The following is a 22,178-nucleotide window of genomic DNA, read 5'->3' on the forward strand; positions in this document are numbered from 1 at the left end:
TGATGATGGCCTGGCTGTCGCCCGCCAAGGCTTCAATGGACACCGGTTACGCTGTTGCCCGGCAGTGCGTCGACCAGCAACTGGCTGAACTGCGCGAATTGGCAGGAACAGAATTGAGAATTGATGATGTCGATGCGCTGCTCCGGCTGCGTGACGACATCCGGAACGGGCATGATCGGACCGGTATCCTGTTCTCCCCTACTGTCGTCTGTTTTCAGTTCGGCCAGCGCGTTCGCGCCCTGAGGCAGTTCTGGCCGACGAGGAGCCACAGATACGAGGTTTTTTTGTCGAACGCTCTCACGCCCCACGAAACGTCACTCGGTAAAGCGGTATCCGGGGCGATTGCCCATGTTCAGGACACTTACCGCGCCGATGTGCCTGTGCCTGTCAGCATCTACCTGGCCGCATCCGCGTCGGGCCTTGCCACGGTCTCCCGAAAGCAGGGCGTTTCGGAAGATGGCATCGATTCGGATATTCGGCTGTGGTCGCGTGTCTGCAGGCGCGACGGATCGGTGGCCGGATTTGCAGATGCCTTTCGCATCGTGATCTGCCTGACTGGCGGATCGGGCGCCGGATTGATCGAGGATCCGAGCTATCTGAAAACAGTAGCGGCTGTCGTCGCTCATGAATATCTGCACAGCTTTCAGTCGCAGGTGTCGGGAGCCTTCGCACAGCTTCCAGCCGGTTTTTTGCCCGTGTTCGGGTCGCCGGGTCCCTACTGGATGCTGGAGGGTTTTCCGGAATATGCCGGTGAACGGATGCACACAAGCGTCGCCGGGATCAAGCGCCGCTACCAGCAGACAATTTCCGACTACGATTATCGCGCATCTGACATCTGTCGGGTACGTCGCCGGCAGGTGGCCAGTTTCGAACGCATTCTGGGACCCCGAACGGTCGCGAAGCTTGCTGTTCTTGAACTGGAGGAACGATTTGGACCGGAGTCATTCGGGAATTTCTATGCGGACATCGGCCTGACCCGGAACTGGCGGCATTCCTTTGCCAACGTCTACGGCGGATCGCCCGAGGCCGTGCTCGGATGCCCCGAATAGGGTCTTTCCGCAGGGAGGCCGGCGTCAGACCGGCAGCGATCACCGGATGCTTTCACACGAAACGCCGCCGCGGCGCACCATGCGCCAGGTGAGCAGACGCTGGTCCGCCGCCGGGGCGAGGCGGTAGCCGGTGGCCGTGAAGCCCGCACGGGCGAACACCGGTTTCGAGACGTGGCTGGCCCAGGTGCTGCGGTGATGCACGCCGCGCGCGGTCAGGATGGCGTCGCCCGCCCGCAGCAGGGCCATGCCGATGCCCCGCCGCGTGAAGGCCGGATCGACGTGCAGCATGTGCACGTGCCCGTCCGCGCGGTATTCGGTGAAGCCCGCAAGGGTGCCGTCGCAGGTTGCGCAGACCAGCGTGAGGTTGCGCGCCTGACGCTGCCGCCAGCGGTCGAAGCTGTAGGGGATGCGCGACCAGGCATGACGCTGCGGGACCGAATAGGCGTGCGCGGCCCCGACGCTGACCGCGCGCCGGAAGACCCGCAGGCAGGCCCGCGCATCGGCGGCGGTCCACGGACGAAGGATCGGGTCGAGGGAATCGGGCGCAGGTTCGGTCACAGATTCAGTCACAGTTTCAGTCACTGGGCGGGTCATCCTGTCAGGATAGCGGGTGCGGCTTTGCTGGAAAACCGCACCCGTTTCCGGGCCTCAGGCGGCGAGGCTTTGCGGACCCAGACAGCAGTCCGCCGCCGCCGCGACATGCCGGTGATCAGTGCCGCAACAGCCGCCGATGACCGCCAGATCCGGCAGCAACGCCATCAGTTCGGCATATTCGGCCCCCAATTCCTGCGGATCGCCGTCGTCCAGTTCCGTCGCCGCGTCCAGTTCCGCGTGGCTCATGCGGGAGGCATTGGCGCGAATGCCCCGGATGCGGTGCTTCCAGTCGCCGGCTTCGGCCAGCATCCCCATGAAGTGCGTCGGGTGCGCGCAGTTGATCATGAAGTAGGCCGCGGCATCGCCGGTCGCCCGGTCCACCGCCGCGATGGCATCGCCCAGCGTGTCGCCGGCCGGCAGCCGCCCGTCGGTTTCCAGCGTGAACGAGATCACGACCGGCACCTGACGGGCCTTTGCCGCGCGGACGATGCCGATGGCTTCGGGCACGTTGGTGAGGGTCATGGCCGTAACCAGGTCCACTCCGGCCCGGTCCAGGCTTTCGACCTGGACCGCATGATAGGCTTCGGCTTCCGAGACCGTCATGATCGCGCCCGCGACATAGCCGTCCCCGCGCGGCCCGATGTTGCCCGAGATGACACAGGGCGTCGCGGCGGTCTCGTAGCGGTCGCGGATGCCGCGCAGCTGGGCGATGCAGTCGCGGTTGGCGGCATCCAGCGCGTGGGCGTCATAGCCCAGCTTCGGGCCCCAGTCGGCGTGGGCGCGCCAGGTGGCCGATTCCATGACGAAGCCCGTGCCGCGCGCCAGCGCCATCTGCAGGTGGCGGCGGTAGTAGGCCTCGACCACCATGCGGCTGACGCGGTCGCGCAGCAGGTCGAAGGCGGCGAAATGGGGCAGGTCGATGCCCAGGTCGAACAGGATGGTGGTCTCCAGTCCGCTGTCGGTCAGGAACAGGCGTCCGTCGAGCTGGGGCAGGCTGTTGCGGTACTTGGCATGCATGGGATGTCTCCTTCAGATGGGTCGCAGATCGGTCTGCGTGATGCGGTGAATATCCGCTTCCGGCCCCCGACCCTCCAGCAGACGCGCGGTATGGTTAACGTCAGAAAAACCTTTTCCAGCGATTTCAGCCACATGGTCGCTTTCCGTTAAGGTCAGGCGCTTGCCAGTGTGACGGTCATCGGGCAAAACCGTACGCGTGGTACGGAAATGCGACGAAGGACCGAATAAAATGGCGGTGGCAGCGGCAGAGGGCGGGACGGGCCGCAAGGGTGCGATCACCCGCGAGCGGATCATGGACATCGCCGAGCAGGCGGTGCTGGACAAGGGATTCGGCGCGACCTCGATCGACGAGATCATCGCCGCCGCCGGACTGACCAAGAGCGGCTTCATCTACCACTTTCCGGACAAGTCGGCCTTGGCGCGCGCGCTGCTCACCCGCTACATCGAACGCGAGGACGTGCTGTTCGACGACATCTTCGCGCGCGCCGCGGAACTGAGCGACGATCCCCTGCAGCGGCTGCTGATCGGGCTGAAGCTGCTGGCCGAACTGCTGGACGACCTGCCGACGGCGCATCCGGGCTGTCTGGTGGCCACCTACTGCTATCAGGAACGGCTGTTCGATCGCGAGGTGCGTGAACTGAACGAACAGGCCGTGCGCGGCTGGCGGCGGCGGTTCCTGGGCATGCTGGAAGAGGTCGAGCGCGCCTATCCCCGGCAGGACGATGTCCGGATCGACGCGGTCGCCGACATGGTCACCGGCGCCATCGAAGGCGGGATCGTGCTGTCCAAGGCGTTGAACGAACGGAATATCCTGGCCGAGCAGGTCATGCTGCTGCGCTCCTACATCAAGCTGCTGTTCACACCCGCCCGCGCCGCCTGAGGACCGCCCCGCTGCGCGTGTTGGTTTGTGGAGAGGTCATCATACACTCTCCCCTGTTCCGGGACTTGATCCCGGAACCCAGAGGATGGCGAAACCTGTCGCCGACTGTGCCGACGCAGGCGCCGCACTGGGCAGCGGGATCAAGTCCCGCTGCGCGTGGTAGTTTGATATGAACGCATCCGCACACTCTCCCCTGTTCCGGAATCCCCGGCCTGACCCCGGATCTCGCTGCGCGTGGTGGTTTTATTCAGACCTCGCCACACACTCTCCCGCGTTCCGGGACTTGATCCCGGAACCCAGCGGATGGCGAAACCTGCCACGGTTCTATCAGGTTGAAACGCTGCGCGTGGTGGTCTGGAATGATCGTCGCCAGACCCCCTTCCGTTTCCAGGGTCAGATCGGTCAGCGGCCTACTTCCCGCGATCGGTGCCGTCATGGATCAGCCGGCGTCGCAGGCGGGTCGAGATGGCGTCCATGGCGATCACCAGGATGACGGTCAGGATGATGATGTAGAACGTGTTCTCCCAGTCGCGCGAGGTGCGCATGGTCTCGACCAGCATTAGCCCGATGCCGCCCGCGCCCAGCGCGCCGATGACCGTCGCCGAGCGGGTGTTCGATTCCAGATAGTAGAGTGTCTGGGAAACCAGGATCGGCAGGATCTGCGGGATCACGCCGAACCGGTAGGTCTGCGTCCGTGACGCGCCGGTGGCGGTCACGCCCTCGACCTGTTTCCGGTCGATGTTCTCCAGCGCTTCCGAAAACAGCTTGCCCAGCGTCCCCGTATCGGTGAAGGCGATGGCCAGCGCGCCGGTCAGCGGACCCAGCCCGAACGCGCGGATGAAGATCAGCGACCAGATCAGCATGTCGATGCCGCGTACGAAATCGAACAGGCGGCGCACAAGGAAGCGGACGCCGCCTGCGGGCGTGAAGTTGCGCGCGGCCAGGAAGGCCAGCGGCAGGGCGACCAGCGCGGCGGTGAAGGTGCCGAGGACGGCCATCATCAGGGTTTCCAGCAGGGCGACGAAGACCGCGCCGTGCTGCCAGTCCGGATTGTCCCGGAAGGTCCGGAAGATCAGGGCGGCGTTGGACATGGACGGGTCCAGCCGTTCACCACTGAACGCAAGGTCGAACACCTCGCCGGCGGACAGCCCGGCCAGCGGCGAGCGGAACGGAAAGAAGAAGTTTTCCCAGCCGAGGAAGTACCGGTGGACCTCGATCTTGGCGCGGCTGACCTGTACGCGGCGCTGCAGGTCCGGGCGGGCGTCGAACTTGGCCGGCGTCGCGCGGACCCAGTCGGGCAGATCGCGTCCCTCCGGTGCGGTCGTGACGACCTTGCCGCCGGTCACCCCGACGCGAATGTCGCCATAGCCGGGTACGCTCAGAACCACGCCCGTGCCCGCGATCACGGCACGGTATCCATCGTCCAGGTCGACGTCGAGCTGTTCGCCTTCCAGCTTCACCCAGTCGGGCGGCGTGTCGTAGGTGGCGGTACGCTCGCCTTCGACGGCAATGTTCACACGGTCCATCCGCAGCAGCTTTGTGACGTGGACCTTGTGGGCGACGGCATCGGTGGCCAGAACGGCGGCGCGCTCGGGCTTGGCGCTGGCGATCAGACCGGACACATCGAACGCCATCCACGCATAGACCAGATAGGCGAACACGAGCGCCAGGACGGCTAAGCCGAGCCGGAAGCTGCGGCGCACGGATCGCAGGATCTGCGTCGGCCCGGCGGCGGCGTGAAGGCCCGTGGCGCTCATGCCAGTTTCTCCGCCCGGGTGATGCGTTGGCGCATCCAGGACGAGGCCTGATCGATCAGGAAGATCGCCAGGATCAGCAGCAGGAACAGGGCCGCCGTCTCATCGCCCGATCCCTGACCCCAGCCGATGGTACGGCGCAGTTCGGTCCCGATCCCGCCTGCGCCGACAAAGCCGAGAATGGCCGAGGCGCGGACATTGATCTCGAAGCGCAGCATGAAATAGCTGAGATAGTTCGGCAGCACCTGCGGCAGCACGGCGAACTTCATGCGCTGGAACCAGGTCGCGCCGACGGCGCCCAGCCCCTCCAGCGCCTTCATGTCGATGTTCTCGTTCACCTCCGAGAACTGTTTGCCCAGCGCGCCGGCGGTGTGGAAGGCGACGGCGATCATGGCGGGCACCGGGCTGGTGCCCAGCACGAAGATCAGGAACAGCGCCAGGATCAGTTCGGGAAAGGCCCGCATCACGTCCATGGTGCGGCGTGCGACCGGTACCAGCGGCGGCCAGACATTCAGGTTGCCGCTGCCCAGGAAGGCGAAGAGCATGCCGGCCAGCCCGCCCAGAATGGTGGCGACGGCGGCGATGTTCAGGGTTTCGATCAGGGCCGGCAGGAAGCGCCACAACAGGCCGAAGAAGGCGGGGCCGGCCTGCCATGCCTCGATGACGATCTCGCCGGGATAGTCGAAGAACTGATCGAGACCGGACAGGAAACCGCCGGAATTCATCGCGTTCGCCTGACCGTATCCGGCGACTATCACGGCGATCAGGATGCCCAGCACCGCCATCGAATAGAGCGGGCGGCGTTTCCGGATCTGGGCGATTTCGAGGCGCATCGCGTCGGCGTTCGTCATGCGGCGGTCCGGTTCGGAAAGGGGCAGGAGAAACGACGAACGGACGGCCCGGCGTTCCGGACCGTCCGCCCTGTCACTGTCTGGGGTCTAGTTGGACTTGGCCTTGCGTGCCGCGACGATGATTTCGTAGTCGGCATGGCTGATCGGAGCGATGGCCTTGATCTCGCCGGCCATGAAGCCGTAGGCGCATTCGGGATCCGTCGATGTCAGGCTGGCGAGCATGCCGACCATCTTGATCTTCACGTCCTCCGGCAGATCCTTGCGCAGCACGATCGGGCCCTCGGGGATGACTTTCGAGCGCCAGATCTCCTTCATCTGGGTCATGTCGACCAGACCGGCATCGACGGCCTTGCGGAAGGCCCCGCTGTTGTAACCGTCCTCCCAGTTGCCCAGACCGTCGGCCCAGGACACGCCGCCGTCGATATCGCCGTTCTGCACCGCGACGATGGTCTGTTCGTGGCCACCGGTGAAGACGACGTCGCCGAAGTGATCGCCGGGCTTCATGGTGTATCCGGCCTGCGGGATCTCGATCGACGGAATCAGATAGCCGGAAGTCGAGTTCGGATCGCCGAAGCCGAATTTCCTGCCCTTCATGTCGGCCAGGCTGTCGATGCCGCTGTCGACACGGGCGAAGCCGATGGAATGGTAGCCGAACGAACCGTCGGCGTTGATCTTGGTCAGCACGGGCTCGACCGCGTCGGGGTTCGACAGGTAGACCTTGGCGTAGGCCGATGCGCCCAGCCACGCCATGTCGAGATTGCCGCCCAGCAGCCCCTCGATGACGCCGTTGTAGTCGGCGGGCGCGAACAGCTTGGTCGGGACACCCAGCAGGGCCTCGGTCTTTTCCTCAAGGCAGGCGTTGGACCGCAGGCGGTCGGAAGCGTTCTCGCCGCCCAGAATGCCGATGCGGAACTCCGAGATATCGTCGGCCTGCGCGCCGGTCAGTGCCGCGGCGGACAGCAAGGCGGCACCGGCGGTCATGCCCAGTATGGTCGTGAATTTCATGTCGGTTTTCCCTCTGGTGTAGGTTTGGCTGGGGGGTGAAATGCGGGGTCAGGCACCCGCCGCGACGGGACGCAGCCGTTCCAGCGGCTGTCGTCCGGCGGACATGGCCGTCGATGTGGTGGATTCGTCGATGTCCTGGTCGGCACCGTAGATGTCGCGCACGGCCCGCGCGGTCAGTTCGGAAGGTGCGCCGTCGAAAACCAGTTGGCCCTCGCGCATGCCGATCACGCGGTCGCAACAGGCGCGCGCCGTGTCCAGCGTGTGCAGGTTGCACAGCACCATCAGGCCGTCGCGTTCGTGGATTTCGCGCAGGGACTTCATGACGATCTCGGCGCTGAGCGGATCCAGCGAGGCGATGGGTTCGTCGGCGAGGATCATCTGCGGGTTCTGGGTCAGCGCGCGGGCGATGGCGACGCGCTGCTGCTGCCCGCCCGACAGTGTCTCGGCCCGCTGCAGCGCCTGGTCGGAGATGCCCAGACGGTCCAGCGCCGCCAGCGCCCGTTCGACATCGGCTTCGCTGAAGATGCTGAACAGGCTGCGCAGGAAGCCGTGACCGTTCAGGCGGCCCAGCATCACGTTGGTCACGACGTTCAGCCGGGGCACCAGGTTGAACTGCTGGAAGATCATTGCGCAGTCGCGCTGCCAGGCGCGCTTCTCCGCACCGGTCAGGGTCAGCACGTTGCGGCCGTCGACCAGCACCTCGCCCTCGCTGGCCGGCGCGAGGCGGTTGACGATTCTGAGCAGGGTCGACTTGCCCGCACCCGAACGACCGATGATGCCGATCATCTTCGGCTCGGGGACCTCGAAACTGACGTCGTCGACCGCCACGACCCTGCTGCCGAATCTCTTTGTCAGACCGCGCACTTCCAGCATCTCTCTCCGCCTCCTGATTGAAGCGCAGGATTAGCGGATGCGCATGACCGGCGCGTGACGGTTCGGTGAATGTTTTCTGACAGCGTCCCTCGCGGCGGCGCGCCGTCGTTCGGAAACGAAAATCCCGGCGTGACCGTCGGGGTCACGCCGGGATCGGCATGGTCTCACCGGATGCGGAGGTTCATCTCCGCAGGTGGTGGAACGCTATTTCCTGAGGTCGGCCAGCGACCCTTCGACATCGCCGCTCGCCGCGCGTGCGACAGAACTCAGCAGCAGTCCGTCGGCCATCTCGTCGGCGACTTCATTGACAGCCTTCTCGTTGGCATCCAGGCCGGCACGCTCCTGCCAGGCCATCCGGATGTAAATCGAACTCAGTTCGATGTCGGCCTCGGCGGCTTCCCTCATTTCGTTCGAAGCCCGGGCCGCGATCAGACGATCGATGTGGTCGGCTGTCACCGGGTGGATATCCAGCCCCCTGCTCATCCGATCCTTCACGGCTTTCCGCAGGTTCTCGCCGGAATCCTCGTTCCAGATCGGCTCGTAATCGATCGCCTCATAGGAGTCGCGCAGGGCGTTGATCACGCGCGACCGGACATCGCCTTTCAGTTCGGCACCCACATAGGCATCGACCAGTTGGCGATAGAGCTGCTGCCGGGTCGGCTCATGCGACGCGATGTTGGTGACCAGCGGATTCCCCGCGGAAGGCAGGGTACCCGCCGTGCCCGTCGCGTTCGCGTGCACGGCTGCAGGTGCCAGCAGACCGGCTGCAAGCAATGCGGCAAGGGCGGCGGTCCTGCGCTGTTTCGGATGGGTAATCGGGGTCGCGTTCAGATTCTTGATTGTCATGGCTCACTCACTCTTTGTTGTTTTTTATTGTACGCATTCATCACATGGGGGCGAACGTCGCTCGTTCCACGGGAACTATTGTCGCGCCTCCCGCGGTGCCGCAAATCCATGGCCGAAAACTCAGGCGGCCGTGTTCCCGGGCGTCTCCGGTCCGTCGATCCGGATCTCGACCCGATCCGCCGAGAAGCGGGTCTCGGAATACTGGATGCGCACGCCGTTCAGGTCCGCGTTCACGCCATGCGCGATCATCAGGATCGCGTCGCTGCCCAGATCCAGCACGCGGGCTTCCTCGTCGCTCACCCGGCGGGCCTGCAGCCGCGTGGATTGCCGCGTGTAATCGCTCACGCCGCAGGCTTTCAGGGCAGCCGTGATCGACCCGCTGTCCGCCAGATGCCCCGGCAGGACGCCGAAGCGGCCGGCGTCGAACCAGTGGGTCGTGAAACTGATCGGCACGTCGTCGGCGGTCGCCAGCGTATCCAGTTTCAGGACAGGCGTGCCCACCGGCAGGCCGAGCTGTTCGGCGATGGTCGCGTCGGCTTCGACGGTGGCATGGCGCAGCGGGGTGATCCTTCCCGATGCATTCTGTGCCTCCAGCGCGGTGGAGAATCGCGTGCGGGTGCGGATGGGGTAGGAAATCCGGGGCACCTTGACGACGAATGTGCCCCGGCCCCGTTCGCTGCGCACCCGCCCCTCCCGTGCGAGCGCGGCGAGGGCCGCGCGCACGGTGTGACGGTTGACGCCGAAACGCTCCGCCAGGTCGGCCTCCGAGGGGATGCGTCCGTTCCTTTCCCGCTGCCAGAGATCGAGGTCGTCGCGGATGCTGTCGGCGATCTGACGCCAGAGCGCGATGCCGTGGCGCTTGCCGTCCCCATGCGCGCTGTCCGTTACCTCGTTCAAACTCAGGCTCCCGTCCGTCGACTGTCATATTGCCGTCACGCGCCGAGTATAAAACCGGTGACATGATTTGCATAGTTATCTATACAATTAGACAAATCGAAGGATCGAGGGACTGAAATGGTCGATGAGAACACGGCAGAGCCCGGCAGGAAGCAGCGCATGGCGGTGCTGGCGCGGGCGGACGGTGGACAGCTGCGGAAGCTCTGGGCGGGTCTCGGTCTCGACCCCGCTTTCGAGATGCTGCGCGGTCCCGAGACCGGGCTGGCGACGGTGCGCGGACGGATCAGCGGCGACGGTGCGCCGTTCAATTTCGGCGATGTGACCGTTACCCGTGCGACGGTACGGCTGGACAATGGCACGGTGGGTCATGCCTATCGGCTCGGGCGCGACCGGGGTGCGGCCAGCCTCTCGGCGGTGGTCGATGCCATGGCGCAGGATGATGCGCTCGCGCCGTGCATCGATACCGAACTGGTCAGGCCGCTGGAAGACAGTCTCGAAATGCGCGACGAACGCCGCCGTGCGGAAACCGAGGCCACGCGCGTCGACTTCTTCACGCTGGTCCGGGGAGACGACTGATGGCGCGAACAGCGGTTCTGGAAGGCGGATTCACCGAACCGGTGTTCGAGGCGCAGAGCGCGTTCCGGGCCATCATGCGGGCCATGTCCGAGCCGGGTTCGGTGCAGCCCCTGATGGCCGGACTGCGGCCGCCGGCTCCTCTCTCGCCGGTCATGGCCGCCGTGGTCTGTACCCTGTGCGATGTGGACACGCCGATCTGGCTGGACCCGGCGCTGGCGGCAGCAGCCGATGCCCTGGACTGGATCGGATTCCATACGGGCGCGCAGCCAGCCGACGACATGGCGGCGGCGCGGTTTGCCCTGATCGCAGACGCGGCGAAGATGCCGCCCATGTCGGGATTCGCCATCGGCACGGATGCCTATCCGGACCGCTCGGCGACCCTGGTGATCGGCTGCGCCGGCTTCGCAGCCGAACCGGTGCATGCGCTCAGCGGACCCGGTATTCGCGACCGCCGGGATTTCCGGTGCGACGCGCTGACGGACGACCTGGTTGCGCAATGGGCGGCGAACCGTGCGCTGTTCCCCTGCGGCGTCGATCTGATCCTGGCCGGACCGGACGCGGTGGCCGCCCTGCCGCGCACCACACGCATCACGGCCGGGGAGGGCTGAGACATGTATGTAGCGGTGAAGGGCGGCGAAGCGGCCATCGACAATGCGCACCGCCTGCTGGCCGACCGTCGGCGCGGCGATCGCTCGGTGCCGGAACTGGAACTGGCGCAGATCTCGGAACAGCTCGCGCTGGCCGTCGACCGGGTGATGACCGAGGGTGCGATCTATGACCGGGAGCTGGCGGCCCTGGCCATCAAGCAGGCCCGGGGCGATCTGATCGAAGCCATTTTCCTCGCCCGCGCCTATCGCACGACCCTGCCGCGCTTCGGCTATACCCAGCCGGTCGATACCGGCGACATGAAGATCGAGCGGCGCATCTCGGCGACCTTCAAGGATCTGCCGGGCGGGCAGCTTCTCGGACCGACGTTCGATTACACGCACCGGCTGCTGGATCCGGCGCTGGCTGAGAATGGCGAGATACCGGCACCCGAATCCCGCGACCATGCCGCGCAGAAGATGATGCGCGTGTCGGACTTCCTGGGACAGGAAGGCCTGCTGGAAGGTGCGCCGGAAGCGAACAAGCCCGCGCCCGACGACATCGCCCGCGACCCGATGACCTATCCGCTGGACCGTGACGCGCGGCTGCAGGCGCTGGCGCGGGGCGACGAGGGGTTCCTGCTGGCGATGGGCTACTCGACCCAGCGCGGCTATGCCCGCAGTCACCCGTTCGCGGGCGAGATCCGCATCGGCGAGGTCGAACTGGAACTGACGGTGCCGGAACTGGACTTCGATGTGCCGCTCGGCCGCATTCAGGTGACCGAGTGCCAGATGGTGAATCAGTTCCAGGGCTCGGCCAGGGTGCCGCCGACCTTCACGCGCGGCTATGGGCTTGTGTTCGGGCAGTCCGAGCGCAAGGCGATGGCGATGGCGCTTGTGGACCGGGCGCTGCGGGCGACAGAACTGGGCGAGGATCTGACTGCGCCGGCCCAGGACGAGGAGTTCGTCATCGCCCATGCCGACAATGTGCAGGCGACCGGTTTCGTCGAGCATCTGAAGCTGCCGCACTATGTGGATTTCCAGTCGGAACTGGATCTGGTGCGCCGCATGCGGGCGGAGCACACGGCGGGGCCGGACGCGACGCCGGAGGCAGCGGAATGACAGTCGAACCGCAGAACATCGCCAGCTACAATTTCGCCTATCTGGATGAACAGTCGAAGCGGATGATCCGCCGGGCGATCCTGAAGGCGATTGCGATTCCCGGCTATCAGGTGCCCTTCGCCAGCCGTGAGATGCCCATGCCCTATGGCTGGGGGACGGGCGGCGTGCAGCTGACTGCGTCGATCATCGGTCCCGACGACCGGCTGAAGGTGATCGACCAGGGAGCCGACGACACCACCAACGCGATCTCGATCCGGAAGTTCTTCCAGAAGGTCACCGGCGTCGAGACCACGACCGTGACGACCGACGCGACCATCGTCCAGACCCGGCACCGCATTCCCGAGACGCCGCTGCAGGCCGGGCAGGTGCTGGTCTATCAGGTGCCGATCCCCGAACCGCTGCGCTTTCTCGAACCGCGCGAGACCGAGACCCGGACGATGCACGCGCTGGAGGAATACGGTGTGATGCATGTGAAACTGTACGAGGATATCGCCCGGCACGGGCACATCGCGACCACCTACGCCTATCCGGTGAAGGTGCACGGGCGCTATGTCACGGACCCGTCGCCGACGCCGAAGTTCGACAATCCGAAGATGGACCGGTCGGCGGCACTGCAGCTGTTCGGGGCGGGCCGCGAGATGCGCATCTATGCCATTCCGCCCTGGACCGAGGTGACCAGTCTGGATTTCGAGGATTATCCGTTCAGCATTCAGACGTTCGACCAACCGTGTGCCATGTGCGGTGCCGCCGACGTCTTTCTGGACGAGGTTATTCTGGACGACCGGGGCAACCGGATGTTCGTCTGCTCGGACACCGATCACTGCACCGCGCGGCAGGCGGACGGGCATCGCGGTACAGCGTCGGCGGGATCGATGGAGGCGGCGGAATGAACGCGAACGCCGCACGTGCGATGACAGCGGATCGCCCGTTGCTGACGGTCGAGGGCCTGTCGCATCATTACGGCAGCAGGGTCGGATGCCTGGATGTCAGCTTCCAGATCTGGCCCGGCGAGGTGCTGGCCATCGTCGGCGAGTCCGGGTCGGGCAAGACCACCCTGCTGAACTGCGTCTCGGGCCGGATGCAGCATGGCGCGGGCACGGTCTTCTATCTGCGCAGTGACGGGCGGACGCAGCGGCTCGGCGATTTGAGCGAGGCCGAGCGGCGCTACCTGATGCGCACGGACTGGGGCTTCGTGCACCAGAACCCGGCGGACGGTCTGCGCATGGGCGTGTCGGCGGGGGCGAACGTCGGCGAGCGGCTGATGGCCGTCGGGCAGCGCCACTATGGCCGGATCCGGGCCACCGCGACCGACTGGCTGGGCCGCGTCGAGATCGACGCCGACCGGATCGACGACCGGCCCACCACCTTCTCCGGCGGCATGCGGCAGCGGCTGCAGATCGCCCGCAACCTGGTCACCGGACCGCGGCTGGTCTTCATGGACGAACCGACGGGCGGGCTGGACGTATCGGTGCAGGCGCGGCTGCTGGATCTGCTGCGCGGGCTGGTAGGTGACCTGGGCCTGTCGGCGATCATCGTGACCCATGATCTGGCCGTGGCCCGCCTGCTGTCGCAGCGCATCATCGTGATGAAGGAAGGCCGGGTGATCGAATCCGGACTGACCGACCGCGTGCTGGACGATCCGCAGGCGCCGTACACGCAACTGCTTGTTTCCTCGATCCTGCAGGGCTGACCGATGACCGAACTTCTGAAACTGACCGGCGTCGCCAAGAGCTTCACCCTGCACCTGCAGGGCGGTGTGCGGCTGCCTGTGATCAGCGGTGTGGATTTCACCGTGAATGCGGGCGAGTGCGTGGTGCTGGGCGGCGCGTCCGGCGCGGGCAAGAGCTCGATCCTGAAGATGGTCTACGGCAACTACGGTGCCGGCACGGGCCGGATCGAGATCCTGCACGGCGACGCACGCGTCGACATCGCCACGGCCGATCCGCGCACGATGCTGGCGATCCGTCGCCAGACCCTGGGCTATGTCAGCCAGTTCCTGCGCGCCATCCCGCGTGTGTCCGCGCTGGATGTCGCCGCCGAACCCCTGCTGCGTGCGGGTGTGGCGGCTGATGAGGCACGGGTTCGGGCGGCTGACCTGTTTCGCCGGCTCAACCTGCCGGAGCGGCTCTGGACGCTGCCGCCCTCGACCTTCTCGGGCGGCGAGCAGCAGCGTGTGAACATCGCGCGCGGGTTCCTGCCGGATCAGAAGGTGCTTCTGCTGGACGAACCGACCGCCTCGCTGGACCGGCGCAACCGGGACGTCGTCGTGCAGATGATCGCCGAGAAGAAGGCGTCCGGTGTCGGCCTGCTGGGAATCTTTCACGATGAGGACGTCCGGGAAGCGGTGGCGGACCGGGTGATCGACGTTACGCGGTTCGCGCCGGAGGCGACGGCGGCATGACCCCGATCTTCTCCGCTCGGACCTTGCACGGAAGGGGGCCTGGGTGATGCGCTATGCCATCTATTTCGCGCCGCCGCCGGAAGATGGGCTCGGGCGGCTTGCCAGCCAGTGGCTGGGCCGTGATGCATATTCCGGCGCGCGGGTGGAGATGCCCGGGATCGCCGGACTGGATACCTCGGAGATCGCCTCTCACACATCGGCCCCCCGGCGGTACGGGTTTCACGGCACGCTGAAAGCGCCCTTCCGGCTGGCTGAAGGCGCGCGGGAGGACGATCTGATCGAAGCGCTGCAGCGGTTCGCGGCGAGCACACAGTCCTTCATGCTGCCGCAGATGCGGATCGCCCGCCTTGGCCGGTTCTTCGCCCTGGTACCCGCGGCACCCTCGGCAGAACTCGACACGCTGGCCTGCAACATCGTCATGGGATTCGACCGCTTCCGGGCGCCGCTGACCGAGGCCGAGGTGCAGCGCCGCGACCCTGATTCGCTGAATGCCGCTCAGCTCAGGAACCTGCGCCGATGGGGTTATCCGCACGTGCTGGACTGCTTCCGCTTCCACATGACCCTGACCGGCCCGGTCGGCGACAGCGATGCGGCGAGCGTCCGGGCAGCGCTCGACCTCTGGTTCGCCGATGTGATCGACCGCCCGCTGCCGATCGATTCCCTTTCGCTGTTCACCGAACCGGAAAAGGGCGCGCCGTTCATGGTGCGTGAAACCTTTCCGCTGGTCCCCTCTCACGCACGGATGACCGCCTGACATGACCGAAGAAACCATTCTGACAAATGCGACCATCGTGCTGGCCGACGAGATCGTGCGAGGCACGGTCTGCCTGCGTGACGGCGTGATCGCCGACATCAGCGACGGCACCACCGACGCGGGCATCGACCTGCAGGGCGACCATCTGCTGCCCGGTCTGGTGGAACTGCACACCGACCACCTTGAGGGCCATTACGCACCGCGCCCGAAGGTGCGCTGGAACGCCTACGCCGCCGTGCTGGCGCACGATGCCCAGATCGCGGCATCCGGCATCACGACCGTCTTCGATGCGCTGCGCGTCGGCAACACCGACGGCGACCATGATCTGATGACCGACGACATGGTGGTGCTGGCGGACGCCATCCAGACCGGCATGACCGATGGCCTGTACCGTGCTGATCACTACATCCACCTGCGCTGCGAGGTCTCCTCGCCGGACTGCATGCAGGCCTGGGAGCGCCTGGGCGGCAACGAAGGCGTGCGGCTCGCCTCGCTGATGGATCACGCGCCGGGCCAGCGGCAGTTCGCCGATCTGGATGCCTACAAGGTCTATTATCAGGGCAAGCTGAAGATGACCGACGCGCAGTTCGCCGCCTTCTGCGACATGCGGATCGGACAGTCGCAGGCCAATTCCGACCGGCACCGCACGGCCATCGCCGCCGTCGCCCGGCAGAAGAACATCATCCTCGCCAGCCACGATGACGCGACCGGCGCCCATGTTGCCGAGGCGGAGGACAATGGTGTCCGCGTCGCCGAATTCCCGACGACCGAGGTCGCGGCCCGGGAGTCCCACAGCCGCGGCATGGCGGTGCTGATGGGTGCGCCCAACGTCGTGCGCGGGGGCTCGCACTCGGGCAACATCGCGGCCCGGACGCTGGCCGAGAACGGTCATCTCGACATCCTGTCGTCGGACTACATTCCCTTCAGCCTGATGCAGGCGGTCTTCCAGCTTGCCGATGAGGTGGACGGGATCTCCCTGCCGCGGGCCGTTGCCACAGCCACGGTCAATCCGGCCCGGGCGGTCGGACTGGACAACCGGGGCGAGATCGCCATCGGCAAGCGGGCCGATCTGGCGCGGGTCCGGCGTGTCCGCGGCGTGCCCGTGGTGCGCGCGGTCTGGCGGCAGGGCGCGCGCGTTGTCTGACAGGCCCGGCACAGGACATCTGCTGGTCATTGTCGGGCCCAGCGGCGCGGGCAAGGACACGCTGATCGACGGGTTGCGGACCCGCTACGACGACGATCCGCGCGGGCTCTTCGTGCAGCGGACCGTGACCCGCCCCGCGCAGCCCGGGGCGGAAGACCATGCGTCGTTGTCGTTCGATGCCTTCGCCGCAGCCGAGCGGTCGGGCCGCTTCGCGGTGACGTGGGATGCGAACGGGCTGCGCTACGGCCTGCCCGCCGCGGTGCACGCTCACCTGTCGACGGGCGGGCTGGCCATCGCCAACGGATCGCGCCAGGCGCTGCCGGCGATCCGCGCCGCGTTCCCCGCCCTGACGGTGGTCGCGGTCGAAGTCGATGAAGCCGAACTGCGCCGCCGGCTGGATGCGCGAGGGCGCGAAACCCCCGCCGAGATCGAGGCCCGCCTTGAACGCGCCCGCAGCCAGCCGATCACGGGCGACGACATCGTCCGCCTGGACAACTCCGGCCCGCCGGAGGCCGCGATCGCGGCATTGGCCGGGATGGTGGCTGCGCGCCTGGGCTGATCAGTCGCCTCACAGCGTTAAAGATGCTGGCTAAGAGGAAGGCAGAAACGTCGAACCCGGCTGCTCTCGTCGTTTCGATGAAACGCTGCCGCAACACCGAAGTCGGAGCAGATTTCAGCCGTTTCGCTGTGCGAAAAGGCTCTGGCGGAGAGGGGGAGATAGTTCGAACTCAACGCCACCAGGCCGCGACTGCGGCCCGGCGATCGTTCGCCGCCCTGTCGGAGCGAGTGAGCGAAGCGAACTGAGCGTGAGACAAAAAATCGTGGCGGAGAGGGAGGGATTCGAACCCTCGAGGGCTTGCACCCAACACGCTTTCCAGGCGTGCGCCTTAAACCACTCGGCCACCCCTCCGGAAGGCCGGGACTATAGTCAGGCGCGGGATGGGATCAAGCGGGTTTTGCCGACTCTTCAGGACTTGCCGGTGCGCGCGATCTGCGGACGCGCATCCTGATAGGTTTTGTAGAGCGCTTCGGCATCGACGTCGGTGTAGATCTGGGTCGTCGACAGCGAGGCATGGCCCAGCAGTTCCTGGATGCTGCGCAGGTCGCCGCCCGCGCCGAGCAGATGCGTCGCGAAGCTGTGGCGCAGGGCGTGCGGAGTGACGCTCTCGGGCAGGGCGAGGGCACCGCGCAGTCGCCGGATCTCGGCCTGCACGACCTCCGGCCGCAGCGGTTTGCCCCGCGCGCCGAGGAACAGCGCCCGCGTCGGATGCGCGTCGTGGGGAGAGGCCTTGCAATAGGCTTCGACGGCTTTCCCGATCACCGGCAGCAGCGGGACCTGCCGGGTCCTGTTGCCCTTGCCGGTGATGGCGATGGTGTGGCCGAGCGGGGTGTCGGCAACGGTGAGCCCGAGGGCCTCGGAAATGCGCAGGCCCGCCCCGTAGAGCAGCAGCAGCACGGCATGATTGCGCAGGGCCTGCCAGTTGTCGGCGCCGGCTTCCAGCGGGGCATCGACCACCCGGGCGGCCATCTCGGTCGACACTGGCTTCGGCGCGCGGCGGGGCACTTTCGGCGGGGTCAGGCTGAGCGCGGCGGCATTGTCGATCCGGCCGAGCTGTTTCATGCGGCGGAAGAAGCTGCGGACGGCGGACAGCGCGCGGGCGTTGGAGGCCGCCGAGATGCCCCGACCGCGCCGTGCCGCCAGCCAGGCGCGCAGATCCGCCGGCCTCAGACCGGCCAGAACCTCCGCGGTCACCGGCCCGCCGGTATGGTGCGTCAGAAAATCCGTGAAATCGTCGAAATCGCCCGCGTAGGCAACCAGCGTCTTCTCCGCCAGCCGCCGTTCGTGGGTCAGCCAGGTCAGCCAGGCCGTGCGCAGCGATACCGGATCATCTGCGCGTTCCCGTGCCATGTCAGGCTTCGACGGCCGTGACCTTGATCTCGACGATGCCCGTGGGGATCGCAAGGCCGGTGATCGAGATCGCGGTCCAGGCGGGATAGTCCGGACCCGTGACGAAACGGTCCTTCACCTTCATGAAGGTCTCCATCTGGGCGTCCAGGTCGGTGTGATAGGAGGTGAATTCGACCACGTGATCCCACGAACTGCCGGAGGCTTCGAGGGTTTCGCCGATGGTCTCGAACGCCTGCACCATCGCCGCCTCCATGGCGTCCTGGCCCTGTTCGGTCTGGTTGGCGACCACGCCGGACATCCAGATCACGCCGTTGGCTTTCAGCGCCGGTGCCATGCGGAAGTGCTTCGGTGCCCAGCCCTGGCCCTCGGGTACGATCATTTCTCTCGGCATTCTGTCCTCCCTTGCTGGACCTTCAGGTGTGACGGTCCGGTGTCAGGTCAAGCGGGCGGCAGGTCCAGCCAGCGCCGCAGGCCCTTCTCCAGAACCTCCGCCAGGAAGGATAGCAGTTCCGTGCCCTGGCCGGGATGAAAACGACCGATTTCACGGCTGCCCAGCGCGATCATGGCCGCCGGGGCGCTGCCCGTCAGCTGCAGCCGGACCAGCGCATCGGAACGGACCAGGGCGGCGGCGGGGCCGAACAGGGCTTCCGAACCGTCCGCCCGGTCACGCAGCAGCACCCGCCGCTCCTCACCCAGGGCCGCATCGACACCGCCCTTCGGGATGACGAACATGCCGCTGACGTCGGACTGCCTGACATGGTCCCGCTCGACACAGATCGAAATCGCATCGACATCCAGCACCATGGGGAAATCATGGGTGACGATGTGAATGAACTCTTCCAGGTCGCGTGCATCCAGCGAAGTCAGAACGGCCTCGTGAATCTGCTTCTGGCTCGACAGGTTGGAGCGCGCCGACTGGATCAGTTCGTCCTGGCTGTCGCGCACCTTCGCCAGATCGGCCTGCAGGCGGCTGACCATGAACCCCTGCATGTCGATCACCTCGGCACCGTCCTCCTGCACCTCGAAGCGCGACGGCGGAGCCAGCTTGCGGACCAGTTTCGGATGCCGCTGCAGAAAATCGGGATGGGCCTCCAGATAGGCGACGATGTCCGTGTCGCTCAGGGGCGGCGTGGCGGCGCTCTCCTCGCTCCGGTCGGCCATCGCTCAGGCCTCCGCCAGCTCGGCGTCATCCAGAATCGATTGCCCGGTCTTCTCCCAGTCGGCCAGGAAGGCGGCCAGACCCTTGTCGGTCAGCGGATGGTCGGCCAGTTTCACCAGCACGTCCGGCGGCAGGGTGGCGACATCCGCACCGATCTTCGCCGCATCCAGCAGGTGCATCGGGTGGCGGATCGAGGCGACCAGCACCTCGGTGGCGAAATCATAGTTGTCGTAGATGTTCACGATGTCGGCGATCAGCTCCATTCCGTCGATGCCGATATCGTCCAGCCGCCCGACGAAGGGCGAGATGAAGGTGGCACCCGCCTTCGCTGCCAGCAGAGCCTGGTTGGCGCTGAAGCAGAGCGTGACGTTGACCATCGTGCCGCTGTCCGACAGCACCTTGCAGGTCTTCAGCCCGTCCATGGTCAGCGGCACCTTCACCGCGATGTTGTCGGCGATGCGCGCCAGCTTGCGGCCCTCGCGCAGCATGGTGGCGTGATCGGTCGCGGTCACCTCGGCGGACACCGGCCCCTCCACCATCTCGGCGATCTCGGCGATCACCTTCAGGATGTTGCCCCCCGACTTGGCGATCAGGCTGGGATTGGTGGTCACGCCATCGACCAGTCCGGTGTCGTTGAGCTCGCGAATGGCCGAGGTGTCGGCGCTGTCGACGAAGAATTTCATGGCCCGCAGGTCCCTTTCAGCTATCTCTTGTGCATGTGGCAGCAGCACGGCTTGCCGCAAGTCCATACAGGCATAGACTCGCGCAGATGCCCGAATCCCGCATACAGAAGGACTTTCTTGCGTCCGACCCCGTCCGCGTCAAGGTTTTGCTGCCCTTGCCGTTCGCGGAACCATACGACTATCTGGCCCCGGAAGACCGTATTCCCGTGCCGGGCACGCCGGTGAGGGTGCCGCTGGGCCCGCGCGAGGTGACGGGCATCGTCTGGGACGATATTGCCGACGCGGGGACGGCCGTCGATGCGGCAAAGCTGAAGCCGATCATCGAGATCCGCGATGATCTGCCCGGACTGACGGACGGGTTTCGCCAGTTCCTGACCCGCACGGCCCGCTATTACGTGCGTCCGCTGGGCGATGTGCTGTCTATGGTCACGCGTCGGCTGTCCGCAGCCAAGCCACCTAAGCCGGTCACCGTCTACAGCATCACGGGTGCGGCACCGGCACGCATGACGCCCGCCCGCCGGGCCGTGCTGGATGTGGCGGCGGAGGGATTTCCGCGTACCGCGGCGGAACTGGCCGATATCGCCGGTGTCGGCACCTCGGTCGTCAAGGGGCTGGCCGAGCAGGGGGCCTTGCGGGCCGAGGCGCGCGCCGCCGATCCGCCGCTGCGCCGGCCCGACCCGGACGCGGCGTCGCCGCGCCTGCGCAGGGATCAGAAACAGGCGGCTGAAACGCTGGCCGGCACGGTCGGCGACGGATTTTCCTGCACCCTGCTGGAAGGCGTGACCGGGGCGGGCAAGACCGAGGTCTACTGCGAGGCGGTGGCCGAGGCGCTGCGTCAGGGCAAGCAGGTGCTGGTCCTGCTGCCCGAGATCGCGCTGACCCAGCAGATCGTTGAACGGTTCACGAAGCGGTTCGGTTCCGCACCGGTGCAGTGGCATTCGGGACTCAGCCAGAAGGACCGGCGGCTGGCCTACCGGCGGATCGTCACCGGCGCGGCGCGGATTGTCACCGGTGCCCGGTCGGCGCTCTATCTGCCGTTTCCCGACCTGGGGCTGGTCGTCGTGGACGAGGAGCACGACACCTCCTTCAAGCAGGAAGACGGCCTGCACTACCACGCCCGTGACATGGCGGTGCTGCGCGGGTCCGTGAGCGGCTTTCCGGTGGTGCTGGTCTCCGCCACGCCATCGCTGGAGACGCTGCGCAACGCCCGCGAGGGTCGCTATGGGCACCTGAAGCTGACCCGGCGGTATGGCGCGGCAGGCATGCCCGATGTCAGGCTGATCGATCTGCGCATCGACAGACCGCCGACGGGCCGCTGGATCTCGCCCATCCTGGAGAACGCCGTGCGCGACACGATGGAGCGCGGCGAGCAGGTGCTGCTGTTTCTGAACCGGCGCGGCTATGCGCCTCTGACGCTGTGCGATGCCTGCGGCTTTCGGGTCCAGTGTCCCCACTGCACGGCGTGGCTGGTCGAGCACCGGTATCTGGGACGTCTGCAGTGCCATCATTGCGGCTACACCACGCCGCGGCCGGTCGAATGCCCGTCCTGTGGCGCGGCGGACCGGATGAAACCCTGCGGCCCCGGCGTGGAGCGCCTGGCCGAGGAAGCGGCGGCGCAGTTTCCGGAGGCGCGGCTGGCGTTGATGACCTCGGACCTGATCGCCGGTCCGCAACAGGCGGCAAAGCTGATCGGGGCCATGAACCGCGGGGAGATCGATCTGCTGATCGGCACCCAGATCGTGGCCAAGGGTCACAATTTTCCGAACCTGACGCTGGTTGGGGTGGTGGATGCGGATCTGGGGCTGGAAGGCGGCGACCTGCGCGCGTCGGAACGCACGCACCAGCTGCTGCATCAGGTCGCCGGGCGCGCGGGCCGCGCGGACCGTCCCGGCCGGGTGATGCTGCAGACCCACCAGACCGATTCGCCGGTGCTGCAGGCGCTGGCACAGAATGACTCCGATCGTTTCGTGACCGAGGAGCTGGCCGCGCGGGCCGGGGCGGGCATGCCGCCGTTCGGACGGCTGGCGGCGCTGATCCTGTCCGCGCCGGACGCGGTCCAGGTGCGCGGCATCGCGCGGGA

General features: G+C 66.5%; 24 protein-coding genes and 1 tRNA gene. 12 read left to right on the forward strand and 13 right to left on the reverse strand.

The features are described 5' to 3' along the window. Window positions 1-2: 2 nt before the first annotated feature. Complete coding sequence (locus ACN0X7_RS08425; protein WP_417516085.1) at window positions 3-1,049, forward strand: hypothetical protein; 1,047 nt, start codon at window positions 3-5, stop codon at window positions 1,047-1,049. Between the two features lie 39 nt (window positions 1,050-1,088). On the opposite strand, the gene ACN0X7_RS08430 is transcribed toward ACN0X7_RS08425, so the two are convergent. Both ACN0X7_RS08430 and ACN0X7_RS08435 read right to left on the reverse strand, forming a co-directional pair. After that, window positions 1,089-1,607 carry a GNAT family N-acetyltransferase gene (locus ACN0X7_RS08430; RefSeq protein WP_417516087.1) on the reverse strand — a complete coding sequence of 173 codons (519 nt, stop codon included), beginning with the start codon at window positions 1,605-1,607 and terminating at the stop codon, window positions 1,089-1,091. A 90-nt stretch (window positions 1,608-1,697) separates the two neighbouring features. Beyond that, the gene (locus ACN0X7_RS08435; RefSeq protein WP_417516089.1) at window positions 1,698-2,660 is read right to left on the reverse strand and encodes a homocysteine S-methyltransferase family protein; all 963 of its coding nucleotides are present in this window, start codon (window positions 2,658-2,660) and stop codon (window positions 1,698-1,700) included. A gap of 229 nt (window positions 2,661-2,889) precedes the next feature. Between ACN0X7_RS08435 and ACN0X7_RS08440 the strand changes: the two genes are divergently transcribed. Beyond that, the gene (locus tag ACN0X7_RS08440) at window positions 2,890-3,540 is read left to right on the forward strand and encodes a TetR/AcrR family transcriptional regulator (RefSeq protein ID WP_417516091.1); all 651 of its coding nucleotides are present in this window, start codon (window positions 2,890-2,892) and stop codon (window positions 3,538-3,540) included. A 410-nt stretch (window positions 3,541-3,950) separates the two neighbouring features. On the opposite strand, the gene phnE (ACN0X7_RS08445) is transcribed toward ACN0X7_RS08440, so the two are convergent. The 6 genes from phnE (ACN0X7_RS08445) to phnF form a co-directional block, all read right to left on the reverse strand. Continuing rightward, complete coding sequence (gene phnE, locus ACN0X7_RS08445) at window positions 3,951-5,297, reverse strand: phosphonate ABC transporter, permease protein PhnE (RefSeq protein ID WP_417516093.1); 1,347 nt, start codon at window positions 5,295-5,297, stop codon at window positions 3,951-3,953. Further along, entirely contained in the window at window positions 5,294-6,145 is an 852-nt protein-coding gene (gene phnE / locus ACN0X7_RS08450; protein ID WP_417516095.1) for a phosphonate ABC transporter, permease protein PhnE, read from the reverse strand. The genes phnE (ACN0X7_RS08445) and phnE (ACN0X7_RS08450) overlap by 4 nt, the downstream gene beginning before the upstream one ends. Before the next feature lie 87 nt (window positions 6,146-6,232). After that, window positions 6,233-7,126: a phosphonate ABC transporter substrate-binding protein gene (phnD, locus tag ACN0X7_RS08455; protein ID WP_417516144.1), complete on the reverse strand. Its 894-nt coding sequence runs from the start codon at window positions 7,124-7,126 to the stop codon at window positions 6,233-6,235. Between the two features lie 72 nt (window positions 7,127-7,198). Beyond that, the gene (phnC, locus tag ACN0X7_RS08460; RefSeq protein ID WP_417516097.1) at window positions 7,199-8,023 is read right to left on the reverse strand and encodes a phosphonate ABC transporter ATP-binding protein; all 825 of its coding nucleotides are present in this window, start codon (window positions 8,021-8,023) and stop codon (window positions 7,199-7,201) included. Window positions 8,024-8,227: 204 nt separating this feature from the next. Next, a complete protein-coding gene (locus ACN0X7_RS08465; RefSeq protein ID WP_417516099.1) occupies window positions 8,228-8,869 on the reverse strand; it encodes a hypothetical protein in 642 nt (213 codons plus the stop codon). A 120-nt stretch (window positions 8,870-8,989) separates the two neighbouring features. Continuing rightward, complete coding sequence (gene phnF / locus ACN0X7_RS08470; RefSeq protein ID WP_417516101.1) at window positions 8,990-9,766, reverse strand: phosphonate metabolism transcriptional regulator PhnF; 777 nt, start codon at window positions 9,764-9,766, stop codon at window positions 8,990-8,992. 117 nt (window positions 9,767-9,883) lie between these two features. Here phnF and phnG point away from each other — a divergent pair, with 117 nt between their 5' ends. From phnG to phnN, 9 genes are read left to right on the forward strand one after another with little or no spacing between them, the layout of a single operon-like run. Next, window positions 9,884-10,342, forward strand: coding sequence for a phosphonate C-P lyase system protein PhnG (gene phnG / locus ACN0X7_RS08475; protein WP_417516103.1), 459 nt, complete (start codon window positions 9,884-9,886; stop codon window positions 10,340-10,342). Next, entirely contained in the window at window positions 10,342-10,950 is a 609-nt protein-coding gene (gene phnH / locus ACN0X7_RS08480; protein WP_417516105.1) for a phosphonate C-P lyase system protein PhnH, read from the forward strand. The genes phnG and phnH overlap by 1 nt, the downstream gene beginning before the upstream one ends. Window positions 10,951-10,953: 3 nt before the next feature. Next, on the forward strand, window positions 10,954-12,048 hold the full coding sequence (locus tag ACN0X7_RS08485; RefSeq protein WP_417516107.1) for a carbon-phosphorus lyase complex subunit PhnI: 1,095 nt from the start codon (window positions 10,954-10,956) through the stop codon (window positions 12,046-12,048). Continuing rightward, on the forward strand, window positions 12,045-12,938 hold the full coding sequence (locus tag ACN0X7_RS08490; RefSeq protein WP_417516108.1) for an alpha-D-ribose 1-methylphosphonate 5-phosphate C-P-lyase PhnJ: 894 nt from the start codon (window positions 12,045-12,047) through the stop codon (window positions 12,936-12,938). The genes ACN0X7_RS08485 and ACN0X7_RS08490 overlap by 4 nt, the downstream gene beginning before the upstream one ends. Window positions 12,939-12,958: 20 nt before the next feature. Next, window positions 12,959-13,738, forward strand: coding sequence for a phosphonate C-P lyase system protein PhnK (phnK, locus tag ACN0X7_RS08495; protein ID WP_417516146.1), 780 nt, complete (start codon window positions 12,959-12,961; stop codon window positions 13,736-13,738). Between the two features lie 3 nt (window positions 13,739-13,741). Continuing rightward, a complete protein-coding gene (gene phnL, locus ACN0X7_RS08500; RefSeq protein WP_417516110.1) occupies window positions 13,742-14,449 on the forward strand; it encodes a phosphonate C-P lyase system protein PhnL in 708 nt (235 codons plus the stop codon). A 46-nt stretch (window positions 14,450-14,495) separates the two neighbouring features. Beyond that, window positions 14,496-15,203 (forward strand): DUF1045 domain-containing protein, encoded by a 708-nt coding sequence (locus ACN0X7_RS08505; RefSeq protein WP_417516112.1) that lies wholly within the window; start codon window positions 14,496-14,498, stop codon window positions 15,201-15,203. A 1-nt stretch (window position 15,204) separates the two neighbouring features. Then, on the forward strand, window positions 15,205-16,347 hold the full coding sequence (locus tag ACN0X7_RS08510; RefSeq protein WP_417516114.1) for an alpha-D-ribose 1-methylphosphonate 5-triphosphate diphosphatase: 1,143 nt from the start codon (window positions 15,205-15,207) through the stop codon (window positions 16,345-16,347). After that, on the forward strand, window positions 16,340-16,906 hold the full coding sequence (phnN, locus tag ACN0X7_RS08515) for a phosphonate metabolism protein/1,5-bisphosphokinase (PRPP-forming) PhnN (protein ID WP_417516116.1): 567 nt from the start codon (window positions 16,340-16,342) through the stop codon (window positions 16,904-16,906). The genes ACN0X7_RS08510 and phnN overlap by 8 nt, the downstream gene beginning before the upstream one ends. Before the next feature lie 263 nt (window positions 16,907-17,169). Here the strand turns inward: phnN and ACN0X7_RS08520 are convergent. From ACN0X7_RS08520 to fsa, 5 genes are all read right to left on the reverse strand, one after another. After that, a tRNA-Ser gene (locus tag ACN0X7_RS08520) sits at window positions 17,170-17,257 on the reverse strand. A gap of 57 nt (window positions 17,258-17,314) precedes the next feature. Continuing rightward, window positions 17,315-18,256 carry a tyrosine recombinase XerC gene (locus ACN0X7_RS08525; protein ID WP_417516118.1) on the reverse strand — a complete coding sequence of 314 codons (942 nt, stop codon included), beginning with the start codon at window positions 18,254-18,256 and terminating at the stop codon, window positions 17,315-17,317. 1 nt (window position 18,257) lies between these two features. Continuing rightward, entirely contained in the window at window positions 18,258-18,647 is a 390-nt protein-coding gene (locus ACN0X7_RS08530) for a Rid family hydrolase (RefSeq protein WP_417516120.1), read from the reverse strand. Window positions 18,648-18,694: 47 nt separating this feature from the next. Next, window positions 18,695-19,417 carry a DUF484 family protein gene (locus ACN0X7_RS08535; RefSeq protein WP_417516122.1) on the reverse strand — a complete coding sequence of 241 codons (723 nt, stop codon included), beginning with the start codon at window positions 19,415-19,417 and terminating at the stop codon, window positions 18,695-18,697. Window positions 19,418-19,420: 3 nt separating this feature from the next. Continuing rightward, a complete protein-coding gene (gene fsa, locus ACN0X7_RS08540; protein WP_417516124.1) occupies window positions 19,421-20,098 on the reverse strand; it encodes a fructose-6-phosphate aldolase in 678 nt (225 codons plus the stop codon). Window positions 20,099-20,184: 86 nt separating this feature from the next. Here fsa and ACN0X7_RS08545 point away from each other — a divergent pair. Beyond that, on the forward strand, window positions 20,185-22,178 hold a 1,994-nt coding region (locus ACN0X7_RS08545), incomplete at its 3' end, for a primosomal protein N' (RefSeq protein ID WP_417516126.1).

This window comes from Minwuia sp. (assembly GCF_048263705.1).
GTDB lineage: Bacteria > Pseudomonadota > Alphaproteobacteria > Minwuiales > Minwuiaceae > Minwuia.